This is a genomic window from Jejuia spongiicola, assembly GCF_023502325.1.
Taxonomy (GTDB): domain Bacteria; phylum Bacteroidota; class Bacteroidia; order Flavobacteriales; family Flavobacteriaceae; genus Wocania_A; species Wocania_A spongiicola.
Genome location: NZ_JAMFLZ010000004.1, coordinates 202,104 through 219,493, shown reverse-complemented (window position 1 = coordinate 219,493; position 17,390 = coordinate 202,104). Strand labels below are relative to the sequence as shown.

At 32.7% G+C, this 17,390-nt stretch carries 16 protein-coding genes; 11 read left to right on the top strand and 5 right to left on the bottom strand.

Going from position 1 to position 17,390, the window contains the following annotated elements; genetic code table 11:
* Nucleotides 1-55 precede the first annotated feature (55 nt).
* Nucleotides 56-1,033 (bottom strand): pyruvate dehydrogenase complex E1 component subunit beta, encoded by a 978-nt coding sequence (locus tag M3P09_RS10740; RefSeq protein ID WP_099563415.1) that lies wholly within the window; start codon nucleotides 1,031-1,033, stop codon nucleotides 56-58.
* Nucleotides 1,034-1,246: 213 nt separating this feature from the next.
* Between M3P09_RS10740 and M3P09_RS10735 the strand changes: the two genes are divergently transcribed.
* From M3P09_RS10735 to M3P09_RS10715, 5 genes are all read left to right on the top strand, one after another.
* Complete coding sequence (locus tag M3P09_RS10735) at nucleotides 1,247-1,993, top strand: electron transfer flavoprotein subunit beta/FixA family protein (protein WP_099563414.1); 747 nt, start codon at nucleotides 1,247-1,249, stop codon at nucleotides 1,991-1,993.
* A gap of 25 nt (nucleotides 1,994-2,018) precedes the next feature.
* The gene (locus tag M3P09_RS10730) at nucleotides 2,019-2,978 is read left to right on the top strand and encodes an electron transfer flavoprotein subunit alpha/FixB family protein (RefSeq protein ID WP_249973123.1); all 960 of its coding nucleotides are present in this window, start codon (nucleotides 2,019-2,021) and stop codon (nucleotides 2,976-2,978) included.
* 120 nt (nucleotides 2,979-3,098) lie between these two features.
* Nucleotides 3,099-3,716: a bifunctional nuclease family protein gene (locus M3P09_RS10725; RefSeq protein ID WP_099563412.1), complete on the top strand. Its 618-nt coding sequence runs from the start codon at nucleotides 3,099-3,101 to the stop codon at nucleotides 3,714-3,716.
* Nucleotides 3,717-3,731: 15 nt separating this feature from the next.
* A complete protein-coding gene (locus M3P09_RS10720) occupies nucleotides 3,732-5,279 on the top strand; it encodes a NupC/NupG family nucleoside CNT transporter (RefSeq protein ID WP_249973122.1) in 1,548 nt (515 codons plus the stop codon).
* Nucleotides 5,280-5,415: 136 nt separating this feature from the next.
* Nucleotides 5,416-6,240: a thymidylate synthase gene (locus tag M3P09_RS10715; RefSeq protein ID WP_249973121.1), complete on the top strand. Its 825-nt coding sequence runs from the start codon at nucleotides 5,416-5,418 to the stop codon at nucleotides 6,238-6,240.
* 57 nt (nucleotides 6,241-6,297) lie between these two features.
* Here M3P09_RS10715 and M3P09_RS10710 read toward each other — a convergent pair whose 3' ends face one another.
* Entirely contained in the window at nucleotides 6,298-6,594 is a 297-nt protein-coding gene (locus tag M3P09_RS10710) for an isoamylase early set domain-containing protein (protein WP_099563576.1), read from the bottom strand.
* A gap of 302 nt (nucleotides 6,595-6,896) precedes the next feature.
* Here M3P09_RS10710 and M3P09_RS10705 point away from each other — a divergent pair, with 302 nt between their 5' ends.
* From M3P09_RS10705 to lspA, 6 genes are all read left to right on the top strand, one after another.
* Entirely contained in the window at nucleotides 6,897-7,829 is a 933-nt protein-coding gene (locus M3P09_RS10705) for a dihydrofolate reductase (RefSeq protein WP_249973120.1), read from the top strand.
* A 115-nt stretch (nucleotides 7,830-7,944) separates the two neighbouring features.
* The gene (locus M3P09_RS10700) at nucleotides 7,945-8,796 is read left to right on the top strand and encodes a hypothetical protein (protein WP_249973119.1); all 852 of its coding nucleotides are present in this window, start codon (nucleotides 7,945-7,947) and stop codon (nucleotides 8,794-8,796) included.
* Nucleotides 8,797-8,906: 110 nt separating this feature from the next.
* Nucleotides 8,907-10,463 carry an NAD(P)/FAD-dependent oxidoreductase gene (locus M3P09_RS10695; RefSeq protein WP_249973118.1) on the top strand — a complete coding sequence of 519 codons (1,557 nt, stop codon included), beginning with the start codon at nucleotides 8,907-8,909 and terminating at the stop codon, nucleotides 10,461-10,463.
* Between the two features lie 42 nt (nucleotides 10,464-10,505).
* The gene (locus tag M3P09_RS10690) at nucleotides 10,506-11,066 is read left to right on the top strand and encodes a sugar O-acetyltransferase (RefSeq protein WP_284041166.1); all 561 of its coding nucleotides are present in this window, start codon (nucleotides 10,506-10,508) and stop codon (nucleotides 11,064-11,066) included.
* Nucleotides 11,067-11,103: 37 nt separating this feature from the next.
* The gene (fabD, locus tag M3P09_RS10685; RefSeq protein WP_099563405.1) at nucleotides 11,104-11,997 is read left to right on the top strand and encodes an ACP S-malonyltransferase; all 894 of its coding nucleotides are present in this window, start codon (nucleotides 11,104-11,106) and stop codon (nucleotides 11,995-11,997) included.
* Complete coding sequence (gene lspA, locus M3P09_RS10680) at nucleotides 11,998-12,498, top strand: signal peptidase II (protein ID WP_099563404.1); 501 nt, start codon at nucleotides 11,998-12,000, stop codon at nucleotides 12,496-12,498.
* On the opposite strand, the gene M3P09_RS10675 is transcribed toward lspA, so the two are convergent.
* The 3 genes from M3P09_RS10675 to M3P09_RS10665 all read right to left on the bottom strand — a co-directional run bounded on the left by M3P09_RS10675 (nucleotide 12,495) and on the right by M3P09_RS10665 (nucleotide 17,386).
* The gene (locus M3P09_RS10675) at nucleotides 12,495-13,778 is read right to left on the bottom strand and encodes a metal-dependent hydrolase family protein (protein ID WP_249973117.1); all 1,284 of its coding nucleotides are present in this window, start codon (nucleotides 13,776-13,778) and stop codon (nucleotides 12,495-12,497) included. The two genes, lspA and M3P09_RS10675, sit on opposite strands and share 4 nt — an antisense overlap.
* 336 nt (nucleotides 13,779-14,114) lie before the next feature.
* On the bottom strand, nucleotides 14,115-15,608 hold the full coding sequence (locus M3P09_RS10670; protein WP_249973116.1) for an AraC family transcriptional regulator: 1,494 nt from the start codon (nucleotides 15,606-15,608) through the stop codon (nucleotides 14,115-14,117).
* Between the two features lie 206 nt (nucleotides 15,609-15,814).
* Nucleotides 15,815-17,386 (bottom strand): RagB/SusD family nutrient uptake outer membrane protein, encoded by a 1,572-nt coding sequence (locus M3P09_RS10665; RefSeq protein WP_249973115.1) that lies wholly within the window; start codon nucleotides 17,384-17,386, stop codon nucleotides 15,815-15,817.
* Nucleotides 17,387-17,390 lie beyond the last annotated feature (4 nt).

Below are 17,390 nucleotides of genomic sequence, written 5' to 3'. Positions count from 1 at the left end.
AAAACTTCATCAACAATCGTGCTAATGAAGTTTATATAACGTAAAAAATTGTAATTTATTTATATAAAACTTTTTTTACTGCTTTAATCACATCGTTTCTATTAGGCAACCATTCTGCTAATAAAACAGGTGAATATGGTGCAGGCGTATCGGCTGTATTTATTTTTACAATTGGAGCATCTAAATAATCAAATGCTTCAGATTGTACTAAATAAGTTATTTCTGTTGCTACATTACCAAAAGGCCATGCTTCTTCTAAAACTACCAATCTATTAGTTTTCTTAACAGATTCAACAATAGCTTTTCTATCCATAGGGCGCACAGTACGTAAATCTATAATTTCGCAAGAAATTCCTTCTTTCTCTAGTTCATCAGCAGCAGCAAAAGCTTCCTTTATTATTTTTCCAAAAGATACAATAGTAACATCGGTTCCTTCACGTTTAACATCAGCAACCCCTAACGGTAAAATATATTCTCCTTCTGGCACCTCTCCTTTATCTCCATACATTTGCTCGCTTTCCATAAAAATCACAGGGTCATCATCTCTAATCGCAGCTTTTAATAAACCTTTTGCATCATACGGATTAGATGGCACCACTACTTTTAAACCAGGAGTATTAGCAAACCAGTTTTCAAAAGCTTGTGAGTGTGTAGCTCCTAATTGACCAGCAGAAGCTGTAGGGCCACGAAATACTATCGGGCATTTAAATTGCCCACCAGACATTTGTCTAATTTTTGCTGCGTTATTTATAATTTGATCAATTCCAACTAAAGAGAAGTTAAAAGTCATATACTCAACAATAGGTCTATTACCTGTCATAGTAGATCCAATGGCAATTCCAGCAAATCCAAGTTCTGCTATAGGTGTATCAATAACACGCTTTGCTCCAAATTCATCTAACATACCTTTTGAAGCTTTGTATGCTCCATTATATTCTGCTACTTCTTCACCCATTAAATAAATGCTTTCATCTCTGCGCATTTCTTCGCTCATAGCTTCACAAATAGCCTCTCTAAATTGAATTGTCTTCATTAAATGTGTTTTTAAATCGAATTGCAAAAATAACAATAAATAGAATACTTTGATTAAAAGAATTATTTAAAATTTATTATGCACGCATAGTAAATATTCGAAATAAAATAATTAACTTCGTTGCCTAAATTTGGAGCGCAAAATTATAGCATAAACGATAACGTTATAGTTCTAGGCTTCCCAAACAATTAGTCTTAATTTAATTACAAAAATATGAAAATTTTAGTGTGTATTAGTCACGTTCCAGACACTACATCAAAAATTAACTTTACAGATGGCGATTCAAAATTTGACACCAACGGTGTTCAATTTGTTATTAACCCAAATGATGAATTTGGTTTAACCCGTGCTATGTGGTTTAAAGAAAAACAAGGTGCAAGTGTAGATGTTGTAAATGTTGGAGGCGCAGAAACCGAGCCAACACTTCGTAAAGCTTTAGCTATTGGTGCAGATAGTGCCATACGTGTTAACACAGCTGCAGTTGATGGATTTCAAGTAGCTAAACAATTGGCAAAAGTAGTGCAAGATGGCGGATACGATTTGGTTATTGCTGGTAGAGAATCTATCGATTACAATGGTGGGATGGTACCTGGGATGCTAGCAGGTTTAACCGGTGCTAATTTTGTAAATAACTGCATCAATCTTGAAGTAGACGGTACAAATGCAACTGCAACACGCGAAATTGATGGTGGGAAAGAAACTGTTTCTACATCACTACCATTAGTAATTGGTGGGCAAAAAGGATTGGTTGAAGAAAGCGATTTACGTATTCCAAATATGAGAGGTATTATGATGGCACGAAAAAAACCTTTAACTGTTGCAGAACCAGTTGACGCATCTGCAGAAACTTCATCAGTTAAATTTGAAAAACCTGAACCAAAAGGTGCAGTAACTTTAGTTTCTCCAGATAACTTAGACGAATTAGTAAACTTACTTCACAACGAAGCAAAAGTGATTTAACAAATCTTCTAAAAAAGAAAAAAACATGTCAGTTTTAGTATATACAGAATCAGAAAAAGGTGCTTTTAAAAAAGTAGCCTTAGAAGTAGCATCATACGCCAAAGCAGTAGCTAACCAACTAGGAACTACTGTTACAGCTGTTACTATAAATGCCAATGATACTACAGAATTAGGAAAATATGGTGTTGATAAAGTTTTAAACGTAAATAATTCACAGCTTGATACATTTAATGCTCAGGCTTATGCCAATGTTTTAAAACAAGCAGCCGAAAACGAAAACGCTAAAGTGGTTATCGTTAGCTCAAGTGCAGATAGCAAATATCTCGCGCCTCTTTTAGCTGTTGGTTTAAATGCAGGATTTGCATCAAACGTTGTTGAAGCGCCAACAAGCACTTCACCTTTCACTGTAAAGCGTACTGCTTTTACAAATAAAGCTTTTAATATAACAACTATAGATACTGATGTTAAACTAGTTGCTGTTTCTAATAATGCTTTTGGATTAGTAGAATCTAATGGTAACGCTTCCGCGGAAGATTTTTCGCCTTCAATTCAAGAATTTGGTGTAAATGTACAATCAGTTGATAAAGCAACTGATAAAGTAACTATAGCAGATGCCGAAATTGTGGTTTCTGGTGGGCGTGGACTAAAAGGTCCAGAAAATTGGGGTATGGTTGAGGAACTAGCAGATGTTTTAGGAGCTGCAACAGCATGCTCTAAACCTGTTTCAGATTTAGGTTGGAGACCACATAGTGAGCACGTTGGACAAACAGGAAAACCAGTAGCATCAAACCTTTACATAGCAATTGGTATTTCTGGAGCTATTCAACATTTAGCTGGTATTAATGCCTCGAAAGTAAAAGTGGTAATTAATACTGATGCTGAAGCACCTTTCTTCAAAGCTGCCGATTATGGTGTTGTAGGCGATGCTTTTGAAGTAGTTCCGCAACTCATTGAAAAATTAAAAGCTTTTAAAGCTCAACAATAAATTATTTTTTATAAATTGTATTGTTCCACAGAACTGATTAAATTAGCATTATATCATAATTCTGTCCTAGGCAGTTGGTTAATTCCTAATTTAAACAGTTCTTTGCGTTTTTTATAAATTATGAGTTTAGTAAGATTAAACATAAAAGGCATATCCTATAGTCAAACCCAAAATGGCGCTTATGCACTTATTTTAAATGAAGTAGATGGCGAACGTAAACTTCCTATTGTAATTGGTGCTTTCGAAGCACAATCTATTGCTATTGCTTTAGAAAAAGAGATTCGTCCACCACGCCCTTTAACTCACGATTTATTTAAAAATTTTGCAGATAGATTTGATGTTATTGTAAAACAAGTAATTATTCACAAACTAGTTGATGGTGTTTTTTACTCAAGTTTAATTTGTGAACGCGATAAAATTGAAGAAATTATTGATGCCAGAACCAGTGATGCTATTGCTTTAGCACTTCGTTTTGATGCACCAATTTTTACTTATAAAAATATTCTTGATAAAGCAGGTATTTATTTAAAGGTGAACCCTAAAAAAGAAGACGAAGACGAACTTCAAGATAGCATTTTAGTTGATGATTTATTAGCCAATGAATTAGAACCTAATGCACCTCGTGAAAATTACAAAGGAAAAACACTTGAAGAACTTCACACGCTTTTAGACGAAGCGGTATCAAACGAAGATTACGAAGCTGCTGCTCATATTCGCGACGAAATTTCTAAACGCTAATCTAACAACATATCTATGAAATCTTTTTTTTTGTCCTTAGTTGCTGTTTTTTTCTTATCTACCTTAACATTAACAGCGCAAGAAACAGACAAAAATGATATTACAGATACTATTGTAAACACTTCTCAAACACTTGAAATAACACCAAGCGCATCAGTCGATTCTTCTCAAATAACAGAGCAAGTTGTTGAGTCCACTGACCAAAATCAGCAAATTACTTCAAACACAAGTGAAACAGAAAACAATATTATTCCAAGCCAAGGTTTTTCAATAAACAGTTTATGGCGAGGTGTTTTAGGAATGATTACTTTAGTTTTTATCGCCTTTCTTTTTAGTAGCAATAGAAAAGCTGTCGATTGGAAAATTGTTGGTATAGGCTTAATCTTTCAACTTATAATTGCAATTGGTGTTCTTAAAGTTGGTTTTGTAAAAACAATTTTTGAATGGATAGGACAGCGTTTCATTGATATTTTAGATTTCACAAGAGCTGGTAGTAAATTTTTATTTGAAGGTTTAGTAGTTGATATGGATACTTTCGGATTCATTTTCGCCTTTCAAGTACTACCAACTATTATATTCTTTTCAGCCTTAACATCTGTTTTATTTTATTTAGGGATTATCCAAAAAGTAGTAAAAGCTTTTGGTTGGTTACTCTCTAAACTATTAAAGATTTCTGGAGCTGAAAGTTTAAGTGTAGCTGGAAATATTTTTTTAGGGCAAACCGAAGCACCACTTTTAATTAAGGCTTATTTAGAAAAAATGAATAAGTCCGAGATGCTTTTAGTTATGATTGGCGGCATGGCTACTGTTGCTGGTGCTGTTTTAGCAGCTTATATAGGGTTTCTAGGTGGTAGCGACGCAGCTTTAAGATTATTTTATGCAAAACACTTATTAGCTGCATCGGTTATGGCTGCTCCTGGAGCTATAGTTATTTCAAAAATACTATATCCGCAAACTGAAGATGTAAATACTGACGTAAAAGTATCTCAAGAAAAAATAGGTTCGAACTTTTTAGATGCCATTGCAAATGGCACAACCGAAGGCCTAAAGCTAGCAGTTAATGTTGGCGCTATGCTTTTAGTATTTGTTGCTTTTATAGCCATGTTTAATGGCATTTTAGGCTGGGTTGGAGATGTAACCAGTTTAAATAATTGGGTTGCAAACAACACCTCTTACGATAGTTTATCACTTGAACTCATTTTAGGATATGTTTTTGCACCACTTATGTGGCTTATTGGAGTTGCTAAAGAAGATATGGCTTTAATGGGGCAACTACTTGGTATTAAATTGGCAGCAAGCGAATTTATTGGATATATTCAATTATCCGATTTAAAAAACGCAGCAAATTCAACGCATCTTAGTTATCAAAAATCAATAATCATGGCAACTTACATGCTTTGTGGTTTTGCTAATTTTGCGTCTATAGGTATTCAAATAGGAGGTATCGGCTCGTTAGCTCCTGGCCAGCGTAAAACCTTATCTAAATTTGGAATGAAAGCCTTAATTGGAGGTACAATTGCATCTTTAATTTCTGCTACTATTGCTGGAATGATTATTGGATAATATTAAACTACTACAGAATATTTGTAAAATATTCTATTTAAAAAATTAGTTAATAACTTTTAAATAAAACTAAAGGTGATTCGTAAAGATTCAACCCTATTTTTTTATTTTTAAACTCTTGAAACTGAAATAAAAAATGAAGCAATACCACGATTTAGTAAAGCACGTTTTAGAAAACGGAAATGAAAAAGGAGATAGAACAGGAACAGGAACAAAAAGTGTTTTTGGTCATCAAATGCGTTTTGATCTAAGTGAAGGGTTTCCAATGGTTACCACTAAAAAACTTCACTTAAAATCTATTGTTTACGAATTGCTTTGGTTTTTAAAAGGAGATACAAATATTGACTATTTAACTGATAACGGTGTTAGAATTTGGAATGAATGGGCGGATGAAAATGGTGATCTAGGGCCCGTTTACGGGCACCAATGGCGTAACTGGAATAGTGATGAAATAGATCAAATTAAAGATGTTATTAACACGCTAAAAAACAATCCTAATAGTAGAAGAATGTTAGTTTCTGCTTGGAACCCATCAGTATTACCAGATACTTCCAAAAGTTTTAGCGAAAATGTAGCAAATGGTAAAGCAGCATTGCCCCCTTGCCATGCCTTTTTTCAGTTTTATGTAGCTGACGGAAAATTATCGTGTCAACTCTACCAACGAAGTGCCGACATATTCTTAGGTGTACCTTTCAATATTGCAAGTTATGCATTATTTACCATGATGATGGCTCAAGTTTGTGGTTATCAAGCTGGAGAATTTATTCACACATTTGGAGATGCTCATATTTATAGTAATCATTACGAACAATTAGAATTACAATTATCTCGTGATTTAAGAGCGTTACCAAAAATGATACTAAATCCAGAAATAAAAGATATTTTCGATTTTACTTTTGATGATTTCACTTTAGTAGATTATAATCCACATCCACATATAAAGGGTGTTGTTGCTGTATAAAAAAAGTGCTTTCAATTAAATTGAAAGCACTTTTAGTTTAGTTCATTTTGGATTTAACTAAACGTTTAATACACCATTTTCAGCTGCAGCGTAATCATTCCAAGCATAAGCATCTGCTTGATCATCATTTATATAATTACCATCAACTAAGTATCTAAACTCGTAAGAATTATCTTTTTCTAAGTTTAAAGCACCTTTAAAAGTACCATTCTTTAATTTTTTAAGCGATGTAGCTTTCGAATCCCATTCGTTAAAACTTCCTACAACAACAACTTCTTTTGCTTCTTCAGCAGGAACAGAAAAAGTAACTTTACATATAGGTTTGCTCTTTAAATATTGTTTTGTAATAGCCATAATTTTATTTTTTTGTTTAATTAACATTCTATTTTACAGCGCAAATTTATAAAACAATTATTCGTTTTTTAATATTTAAAATGCTTTACATCAAAGAATTATCAATTTAATAATATGCCTTTACGTTAATTTAAAGTATTCGCTTTTTTTAACTAATAATTTACTGAAATGATAAAGGAATATAGAAGCCTATTTATTTAATTTTATCGATTTTAAACCGAAAACGTTTTCGTTTTTAAGGCTTAATTATCTTTTAATGGTATTGCTAAAAGTTTTAACTTTACAATCATTATATTTTTGATATGTTCGGAAAGAAAAAACAAAAGCCACAAATAGACAAAGCTCAATTAGAGCTTATTCAAAACGCGCAAAAACGCATCAAACAAAAAAAGCGCTTATACATTCATTTTGTAATTTTTTTAATTGGAGCTATTTTTTTAATAGCTGCTAATACCGTTTTGGGTATTGGAAAAGATGTACAGTTTTTTGAGATCGACTGGTTTGTTTATGCCATTCTTTTATGGCTTTTCTTTTTTGTCTATCATGCTTTCAATGTATTTATCACTCATAAATTTATGGGAAAGGCTTGGGAACAAAACCAACTGGATAAACTAGTTGCAAAACAACAAGAACGTATTGATAAATTAAAAGAAGAATTTGTAAAAGAAGAAACATTAATTGCGCAAAGCGAAGTTTATAACGAAACAACTTCAAAAGCTGAAAACACAAATTCTAATAGCCCTAAATCAGAACTTACCATTATTGTAGCAGCTGGGGAAAATGATGCTATTGGTAAAGACAACAAACTTATTTGGCATCTAAGCGACGATTTAAAACGTTTTAAAAGCTTAACCAATGGACATCATATAATAATGGGACGTAAAACTTTTGAGAGTTTTCCAAAGCCACTACCTAATAGAACTCATGTAGTTATTTCAAGGCAACAAGATTACAAAGTTCCTAATGGTGTTATTCTTGTAAATTCATTAGAAGACGCCATAGATGCTTCAAAAAACGATTTGCAACCATTTATAATTGGAGGTGGTGAAATTTACAAACAAGCCATGTTAATAGCCGATAAGATTGAGTTAACCCGGGTACACGAAAGTTTTGAAGCTGATACGTTTTTTCCAGAAATTGATACCTCTGTTTGGAAAGAAACTGCTAATACCTTTCATAAAAAAGATGAAAACCATAAATATGAGTTCTCGTTTTTAACGTATGAAAGAGTATAGTTGAGTTTGACTTTGTAAAAATTTCCAGTTCACCTCTTTTACAAACTGATACAAAAGATTAAAACGGATTTATATCAGTAAAGTATTAATTAGCGATAATTTACCAAAGCAATATATGAGAGGCCAAATATCAGTCAATAAAGCAATAAAAAGAGGACATTTAATTGTCAATGTTCCTGTATTTGTTGCAATTATTGGATGTCCAGCATTCGCCTTTTACTTATCAAATTATAATTTAATTCCGAGTTGGGGAATCGGAATCGCTTTCCTAATTGGTTTTGTATTAGCTTGGTTAATTTGGAGTTACATGATAACCAAATGGAGAATTTGGGCTTTTGAAAATGTTAGGAATGTTCACGAGTTAAAGAAAAGAGCAATTCAAGAAAAACTGATTTGGAATGACGGCAGTATTTTTGAAAAAACCGAAATAAGAAATAGTAATGACAAAATAAAACTCAAAAATCTTGAAAAAAAATTTGAAAAAGAAGATGAATATAAAGAAGACTATTCGCTTCCACCAAAAATGGAAATTTTCTATTCCAAAATTCATAGCTACTTTGAATTAGGTGTTTCTATTCTAATAATAGGAATTGGGATTTACTTTTTACTTAAAGGCGATACAAAAAACTATATTTTAGGTACAATAATGTCAGTAATCGGAGTATATAGCTCTGTAAAAGAATTACGAAAATTATTTAACAACAAACCGTTGATTATAATAAGCAACAAAGGGATTAAAACAAAAAGTGCTGGCTTTAGGAATTGGTCATCTATAAAAAATGAAGAAGTTATTCAAGAAGGTTATGGAAAATCTGCAAAATCATATTTGACTTATTTTTACAATGATGATGAATACGAAAAACTAAAAATAGACTCTCTAAATGTATCACATAAAGAGTTAGAAAATATTATAAGAACTTACAGAATACGATACACTAAAACTAATGCTAACAAAAGCTTCAATTAATTGTGAATAAATTTTGATTAGGGGTTCAAGACAAGTTTACTATAACTTCGTCAAACAAACCTTTAAAAATTCTTTCCCATCGCCTCTTCTATTTTCCGTAATTTCGCAACATGGTAAAAGAAATTCAACTTCGTATACCTCTTAAAGACGAAGAACGTAGCGACATACTTGTTATAAAATCTGCTCATGCTTTAAATGTTGATAAAGAAGATATTACTGGAGTTAAAGTACTACGTAAATCTATTGATGCACGTAAACCAAAAATAATTTTCAACTATAAAGTTGCAGTCTATATTAAAGAAGCTTTACCAAAAAATTCAGAATATCAATTCAACTATAAAGATGTTTCAAAGGCAAAACCCATTCATATTATTGGGTTTGGTCCTGCAGGTATGTATGCTGCTTTACGATGTATAGAACTTGGTTTTAAACCCATTGTTTTAGAGCGCGGAAAAAATGTACAAGACCGTCGCAGAGATTTAAAAGCCATAAATCAAGATCATTTTGTAAACGAAGATTCTAACTACTGCTTTGGCGAAGGTGGTGCTGGAACCTATAGTGATGGAAAATTATATACACGAAGTTTAAAACGTGGTGATGTACGGCGTATTTTTGAAAATTTAGTGTTTCATGGTGCAACCAATCAGATTCTAGTGGATGCACATCCGCATATTGGAACCAACAAATTACCCAAAGTTGTTCAGAATATTCGAGAAACCATTTTAAATTATGGTGGAGAAATTTATTTCGAAACACGTGTAGTCGATTTTACTATAAAAAACAACAAAATACAAGCCATTCAATTGTTAAATGGTGATGAAATGGCAGTAAATAGAGTCATTTTAGCAACAGGTCATTCGGCTCGCGATATTTATTATTTACTACATAAAAAACAAATCGCATTACGAGCAAAATCGTTTGCTATGGGGGTTCGTGTAGAGCATCCGCAACGCATTATAGATTCCATTCAATACCATTGTTCTGGTAAACGACACGAATTGCTTCCCGCAGCCTCTTATGGATTGGTACAGCAAGTAAACGAACGTGGTGTGTATTCATTTTGTATGTGTCCTGGTGGTTTTATAGTACCTGCGGCTACTGCTAATGGCGAAGTGGTTGTTAATGGCATGTCACCATCAAAACGAAATAATTTATATGCAAATTCTGGTATTGTAGTCGAAATTAATGCCGAACAAGATTTACGAAAGTACGAGCAGTTTGGAGTTTTAAAAGGATTAGAGTATCAAAAGAATTTTGAAAAATTAGCGTTTACGGCTGGCGGACGAAGTCAGGTTGCTCCTGCACAACGTCTAACAGATTTTGTTGAAGGAAACTTGTCAAATAATTTAAATACTACATCATATCAGCCAGGATTAAAATCGGCTCCACTACATTCTTTATTACCAAAATTAATAGGTAGTAGATTAAGAAAAGGCTTTGAAGCTTTTGGAAAAAAAATGAAAGGTTACTATACCGAAGAAGCCAATATTGTTGGTGTAGAATCTAGAACCTCATCGCCTGTAAATATTCCACGTAAGGATAACTTAGAACATATAGAAATAGAAGGTCTTTTTCCATGCGGAGAAGGTGGCGGTTATGCTGGTGGTATAGTTTCTGCTGCTATGGATGGCGAACGTTGTGCTGAAGCCGCCTCTCAAAATTTGTAATTTTCATTATCTTAACTCTCTTTATTAATAATAAAACCAATTATGACAGAAAAAGAAAAAATGATTGCTGGAAAATTGTACAAACCTTCGAATGAAGAACTTTCAAAAGACAGATATAACGCTAGGTTATTATTGAATACTATAAATACACTAAGTCCAAAAGAAGAAAAAAAACGAAATATAGCAATTCAACAACTTATTGAAAATATCGATAACAGCCTATATATAGAACCTCCCTTTTTCTGTGAATATGGCTATAATATTATAGGTGGTAAAAATATATATATGAATTTTAATTGCTGCATCTTAGATATATCCACAGTAACTTTTGGAGATAATGTTATGCTTGCACCAAATGTACAAATCTATACTGCAACTCATCCTTTAAAAGCCAAAGAGCGAAATAGCGGCTTAGAGTTTGGCAAACCCATTGCTATAGGTAATAATGTATGGGTTGGTGGCAATAGCACGATTTGTCCTGGTGTAACTTTAGGCAATAATGTAGTTGTTGGTGCTGGTTCGGTTGTAACTAAAAGTTTCCCAGATAATGTAGTTATCGCAGGTAATCCAGCAAAAATTATTAAAACCATAGATAATAGTTAATAATTCCTATTTTTGCATCATTAAATTTTAAAACAACATGAACGCATATATATTTCCAGGTCAAGGCGCACAATTCTCAGGAATGGGTTTAGACTTATATGAAAACTCTCCTTTAGCTCAAGAATTATTTGAACAAGCCAATGATATTCTTGGTTTCCACATAACAGACATTATGTTTGAAGGATCTGCTGAAGCTCTTAAAGAAACCAAAGTTACTCAACCAGCTATATTTTTGCACTCTGTAATTTTAGCTAAAACTTTAGGCGATAGCTTTAACCCAAATATGGTTGCAGGACATTCTTTAGGTGAATTTTCTGCATTAGTTGCAAATGGTAGTTTAAACTTTGAAGATGGTTTGAAATTAGTATCTCAACGTGCTTTAGCTATGCAAAAAGCTTGCGAAATTCAACCTAGTACTATGGCCGCTGTTTTAGGTTTAGATGATGATGTAGTTGAAAAAATATGTGCGGTAACTGAAGGTGTTGTAGTAGCAGCAAATTATAACTGCCCGGGGCAATTAGTTATTTCTGGAGAGGTTGAAGCTATTAACAGAGCTTGTGACGCTTTAAAAGAAGAAGGTGCACGACGTGCTTTAGTTTTACCAGTAGGAGGTGCATTTCATTCACCATTAATGGAACCAGCTCGCGAAGAATTAGCAGCTGCAATTGAAAACACAACATTTAGCAAGCCTAACTGCCCTATTTATCAAAATGTAACTGCAAGTGCTGTGGTTAATGAAGATGAAATAAAAGCAAACTTAATTTCGCAACTTACAGCTCCAGTAAAATGGACGCAATCGGTTCAGAAAATGATTGCCGATGGCGCAACTTTATTTACTGAAGTTGGCCCAGGTAAAGTTTTACAAGGTTTAGTAAAAAAGATAAACAGAGAATCTCAAACAGCCTCTGCAACTTTTGAAAGTAATTTATAGATGAAGTTTACAAAGCGTACCATCTATATTCTATTAGTAATTATTATTACAATAGCTATAGACCAAATATCTAAAATTTGGACTCGAGCAAATGTTATTAAAGGGAGTACTAGCGAAATTATAGGAGATTTTTTTACACTTCATAATGTAGAAAACAAAGGTGCCTTTTTAGGTATGGGTAGCGAATTGAATGATACACTTAGAATCATTTTATTACTTGTTTTACCTGTTGTGGTTTTGGCATTTGTGCTTCGCCATATTTTAAAAGATAAAACACTAGATAACCTTTCTCTTTTTGCATTCTCAAGTATTATTGGAGGTGGAATTGCTAATGTTTTTGATCGTATCGCTTATGGTTCTGTTACCGATTTTTGGCATATTGATTTAGGTGGTGTATTTAGAACTGGTATTTTTAATATTGCAGATCTTTTTGTTACCACTGGAATGATTGTTTTAGTAATTGCTAGCTTTAGAAAGAAAAAAACAGAAAAAGAAGCCTAATCTAATTTTTTGTAAACGACTCCTTCTTTCATTACAAAAATGATATTTTCCATGGCCTTAATATTTTGAGTAGGGTCTCCGTCAGTTGCAACAATATCAGCTACAAACCCTTCTTTAAGTTGTCCTAAATCATTTTCCATTTCTAAAATTTTAGCGTTCGTTATCGTTGCACTTTGAATAGTCTCTATAGCCGGCATTCCTGCTTCTACCATAAATCCAAATTCTTTACCATTATCTCCATGCTTAAAAACTCCTGCATCAGTTCCAAACGCAATTCCAACTCCTTTTTTATATGCTTTAGAAAAAGTTGTTTGAATTTGCGGACCTATGGCTAATGCTTTAGGCACAACAATATCTGGATAGAACCCTTTTATTTTAGCTTTGCTTTCAACTTCCTTTCCTGCCGTAATAGTAGGCACATAATAGGCATTGTGCTTTTTCATTAACTCCATAGTTTCTTCACTCATTAGTGTTCCGTGTTCAATAGTTTTAACGCCCCCTATAATGGCACGTTGCATACCTTCGTCGCCATGGGCATGTGCTGCTACATGCATTCCATAATCTTTAGCCGTTTCACAAATGGCTTTAACCTCTTCTATAGTAAATTGCGGATTTGTTCCACTTTTAGCAACGCTTAACACGCCTCCAGTAGCTGTAATTTTAATACAATCAGCTCCATTCTTATAGCGTTGTCTTACTGCTTTTTTTGCATCTTCAACACTGTTAATAACACCTTCCTTGGGTCCAGGGTCCCCTTTTAAGCTATTACGCATGCCATTTGTAGGATCGGCATGACCTCCTGTAGTTGCTAAAGACTTACCTGCTGTAAAAATTCTAGGCCCCTCAACATCTCCACGATTTATTGCTTTTCTTAAGGCAATATTAACTCCAGAACCACCTAAATCTCTAACAGTAGTAAATCCGGCTTGCAAAGTCGCCTTTGCGTATAGCGTAGACTTAAAAGCAACATCGGCTTCATTCAGTGTATACTTTTCTATATATCGCTTTGGGCTAGATTCATGCTCAATATGTACGTGCATGTCTATTAACCCAGGCATCACCGTTTTATTTTTTAAATCGATTATTTTATCATTTTCATTTTGAGGTAAACTAAATCCATTTTCAATAGAAATGATTTTACTTCCAGATACTACAATTGTTTTATTTTCTAGAACTACCCCTTTTTTAGTATCAATTAATTTTCCACAATGTAAGTATGTGTTTTGCGAAAAACCTGACCAAAAAATGATAACGAATAATATAAAAAGTAACTTTTTCATGCTTGTTATTTAGTTTGAAATAAATATACAATTAAATATATTTAACATCATAATAAATATTGTTAGTAAGTAGTGCATAAAAAAGACTGCCTTTCACAGCAGTCCTTTTCATAAAAGCTAGTTAATTAATTCTTAGGATGTTGAGTTAGTCACTGCAAGTTATAAAGGAAGGCCGTGATTTTTTTAGAAGACTAATTCAAATAAATCACCTTACAAAAACAACACAAAGTTTAGTGATGTTCTATTTTTTGAAGTAAAGTTATACGACCTTACCTTTAACAACTGCAGTCTAAAAAATGAAATTAAAGCAACTTATAGGGTAATGCCTATAATAGTTTACCTTCTTTCGTTATTTAAAGAAGACACGAGTTGTGAAGGTGTAATTGAAGTTTCTTTTTTAAATGCTTTATTGAAAGTAACCTTATTATTAAAGCCTACCTCATAAGCAATATCAATAATTTGAAGTGAGCGAGAAGTATCATTTTGTAACAATTTAATAGCTTCATCAATTCTAAACTTATTAATCAATTCAAAAAAACTCATGTTAAAATGCTCGTTAATAATTTGTGAAGTATTATGTCTTGAGGTATTTAATTTATCAGAAAGTGCGTCAAGGTTCAAGGCATTATCTTTATAAATTTTTTTCTTTTCAAATAAATAAATTAATTGCTCTTTTAGCTCTTCTGATAATGATTTCGTTAACCCTGATTTTTGATATTTAGAGAAAAATGTTTTATCTGATAATATAACTTCTTTACTAAATACCTGTGGCTGAACTTGTGCCATATATGCCATATATAATACCATTAATGACATAGCAACAATTTGAGATTGATATAAATAACTATTAGGATTAAAAAATATTCCACTTATTGCTATTCCATATACCAAATATGATACGACATAAAAAACATACATTCTATAAACGCCTTTTTTCCAAAAAGCGATAGCATTTTTATTTTTGAATTGGTTAGTTTTTTCCTTTTTTAAATAAAGCTTACTTATTAAAAAACCATAAATAGTTATCGATAGTAATTTTGGAATAAATATTATATATAAAAAATCATTTTGCGAATATATTGTACTCGTTCCTAGTTGTATTTTAACTTTCTCTTCAAAAGGTAAATTGTAAACAGGTAATAAGAAAAATAATAAAACTACAGTTGGCAAAAAATGTAATAAATCAGTTCGTTTAAACTGATACTGTTGAATTATTCTTTTGAAATAGAAAAACAATAACGGCCCATACAGTAATGCAACAGATGAAGACATTAAATATGTATGTGCGTATTTAAACTGGTAATTGGTACTATAAAATACGTAGTCTAAAATAAAAAATGCTTGCACAGCTATAAAACCGCTAATTAATCGTTTTCCTTTTTTATCTGTGTTTTTTGTGAAGTTTAAAACTATAGCGATGTAAAACCCTATTAAAGCGATATAAAAATAAAAAAAATCAAGTGCACTAAATTTAGGAAGATACTTATCAGATAATCTATTAAAGCTCTTTGTAGAACTAAGTTTGGCGAAAGCCTCTTTATTCAAAATTGAAAAATCTGCTGTATAGTCAATATATTTTTCAAGATACAACGACGCCTTATTAGGTCGATCTAAATCGACATGCTGAATGGCCAAATTTTTAAAAAGAACAATTGAATCGCTTAAGTCTTTATTATTTATTAATTTTAAGTGTGAACTATTTTGGCTATAAAGTTCAGCAAATTCTTGAATTGAACTTATTGTAACGTTGGGACGCTCTAATGCAAAACTATTAAGAAAAAATAGACTCGAAATAGCTGATAAGAAGTAAAACTTTATTTTAAACTTCATTAGAGTTGAATTAGTCCAACTATAAAAGTACTTATTTATAATTAAACTAAAACTCAAAAACTCTTAAAAATATGTTAACGCAGTTTTAATTTGCAAAAGTAGAAACCAATATTAAAGTACAAGTTTAATAACATAAAAAAGACTGCCTTTCACAGCAGTCCTTTTCAATTTAAGAGTTAGTTAGTCGATTCTAATTCTTAATAATGCTAATTAAAGGTTGGAATAAAACTGTCATCTGTTCTTTCAGCTGCAGCAGTTAAATCATAATGTGGCATGGTTCCAGACGGATCTGCATTTGTGCCCCCCAACGTATAAAGAGCTTCACTCAACACTTCTAATTCTGATGATGGCACAGGAAAATGTCTAAATGTACCTACTTGTAAATCATTGGTTCTTCTTCTATCAAAGTAACCGCTTCCTACAGCCGTATTAAATAATTCTATGTAACGTTCATAAAAAATAGCATCTAATATTTCATCTTTTGATGCTGTACCAGCCAAAGGAGCTAATCCACCTCTAGTTACTCTTGAGCTTAAATTAACATCTGCAATCGCACCTGATAAATCATCTAACCTAGCTTTTGCTTCTGCTAATAGCAATCTATTATCTTCAAACATGAATGTTTTTATTTGCTTAGCATCTGCTCCATCTGAAAAAGTTGGATCGTTTTGAAAACGTGTATGTATATAATGAGAAAAATGGAATCTTCCTCTTTCTGATCTGAATAATATGTCTGGTCTAAACTCAAAATCTCTACCTGCCCCTACTCTAGCATCTGTGCTAGTCATTTCTGGGTTAGTTAAAGTTGAACCTGATGTAGCTGGGAAAAATTCTGGTTGGCTTGGATCTAAAAGCTTAACAAGCCTCATATCTAGACGTGCTCCAAAAGGTCCAAAACCGTTTGGAGAATCCATTAGTACGTTTGAGTTATTCCACCAGCTAATACCATCATCTCCCATTGGCCCGAAATCTTCGGTGATACCATTCTCTGTTAAAGTTTTTATTTGATTCCAATCAATAGCATTTGTCTCTGTCATATTTCTTGCAGATTGCACTATAAATCTTGCTTTAAAAGAATTACACAGCTTAATTAGGTTGGCATCAGATATTGCAACTCCATTTATAACTGTGTTAGGAATTTCAAATGTATTCGAGTTTGCCAATGCTATAGCTCTATCTAAATCTGCAATTGCTAAGCCTATTAGTTGTTGGTACGATACAAATTCTAATTTCTGGCTTAAATCGGTATTTTCATCAACCTCAAATCCTTTTTCAAATAATAGTCCTAAATACCCATATGATAATCCTCTTAATAAATATGAAGCTGCCGACACCATTGGCGTATTATCTACACCAGCAGCAATCCAAGTAATCCCGTTGTTGTTTATTGCTCCCAGCACGTCATTTGCAGATGAAATAGCACCATAGTTTCCTTGCCAAGGTTGCTCTAACACACTTACATCTGCCCAGGAAGAAGCATTAATTATTGGATTTCTTGGTTCGCTTGATAGTACTCTCATACCAAAATTACCCCATGAACATGTTGCAATATCACCAGCTACAGCTAAAGGCGGATAGAGGTCTCTACCATTTGCTTGCCACCATGTAACAAATCCTCCGCTAGTAACACCTATTAAATCTGAACCTGTTGCTAATACTTGATTTCTGTCTGGATTATTAGAATTTACTACATTATCAATTTCATTGCCACACGAGAAAAAGAGCAACACAAAACTGACCAATGCTATATGTATTTTATTAAAATTATAATTTTTCATTTTT

Coding starts and splice junctions, on each gene's coding strand:
- M3P09_RS10740 (WP_099563415.1), bottom strand. CDS start 1,033: ATGAAGACAATTCAATTTAGAGAGGCTATTTGTGAAGCTATGAGCGAA.
- M3P09_RS10735 (WP_099563414.1), top strand. CDS start 1,247: ATGAAAATTTTAGTGTGTATTAGTCACGTTCCAGACACTACATCAAAA.
- M3P09_RS10715 (WP_249973121.1), top strand. CDS start 5,416: ATGAAGCAATACCACGATTTAGTAAAGCACGTTTTAGAAAACGGAAAT.
- M3P09_RS10730 (WP_249973123.1), top strand. CDS start 2,019: ATGTCAGTTTTAGTATATACAGAATCAGAAAAAGGTGCTTTTAAAAAA.
- M3P09_RS10700 (WP_249973119.1), top strand. CDS start 7,945: ATGAGAGGCCAAATATCAGTCAATAAAGCAATAAAAAGAGGACATTTA.
- fabD (WP_099563405.1), top strand. CDS start 11,104: ATGAACGCATATATATTTCCAGGTCAAGGCGCACAATTCTCAGGAATG.
- M3P09_RS10670 (WP_249973116.1), bottom strand. CDS start 15,608: ATGAAGTTTAAAATAAAGTTTTACTTCTTATCAGCTATTTCGAGTCTA.
- M3P09_RS10720 (WP_249973122.1), top strand. CDS start 3,732: ATGAAATCTTTTTTTTTGTCCTTAGTTGCTGTTTTTTTCTTATCTACC.
- M3P09_RS10695 (WP_249973118.1), top strand. CDS start 8,907: ATGGTAAAAGAAATTCAACTTCGTATACCTCTTAAAGACGAAGAACGT.
- M3P09_RS10690 (WP_284041166.1), top strand. CDS start 10,506: ATGACAGAAAAAGAAAAAATGATTGCTGGAAAATTGTACAAACCTTCG.
- M3P09_RS10710 (WP_099563576.1), bottom strand. CDS start 6,594: ATGGCTATTACAAAACAATATTTAAAGAGCAAACCTATATGTAAAGTT.
- M3P09_RS10665 (WP_249973115.1), bottom strand. CDS start 17,386: ATGAAAAATTATAATTTTAATAAAATACATATAGCATTGGTCAGTTTT.
- M3P09_RS10725 (WP_099563412.1), top strand. CDS start 3,099: ATGAGTTTAGTAAGATTAAACATAAAAGGCATATCCTATAGTCAAACC.
- lspA (WP_099563404.1), top strand. CDS start 11,998: ATGAAGTTTACAAAGCGTACCATCTATATTCTATTAGTAATTATTATT.
- M3P09_RS10675 (WP_249973117.1), bottom strand. CDS start 13,778: ATGAAAAAGTTACTTTTTATATTATTCGTTATCATTTTTTGGTCAGGT.
- M3P09_RS10705 (WP_249973120.1), top strand. CDS start 6,897: ATGTTCGGAAAGAAAAAACAAAAGCCACAAATAGACAAAGCTCAATTA.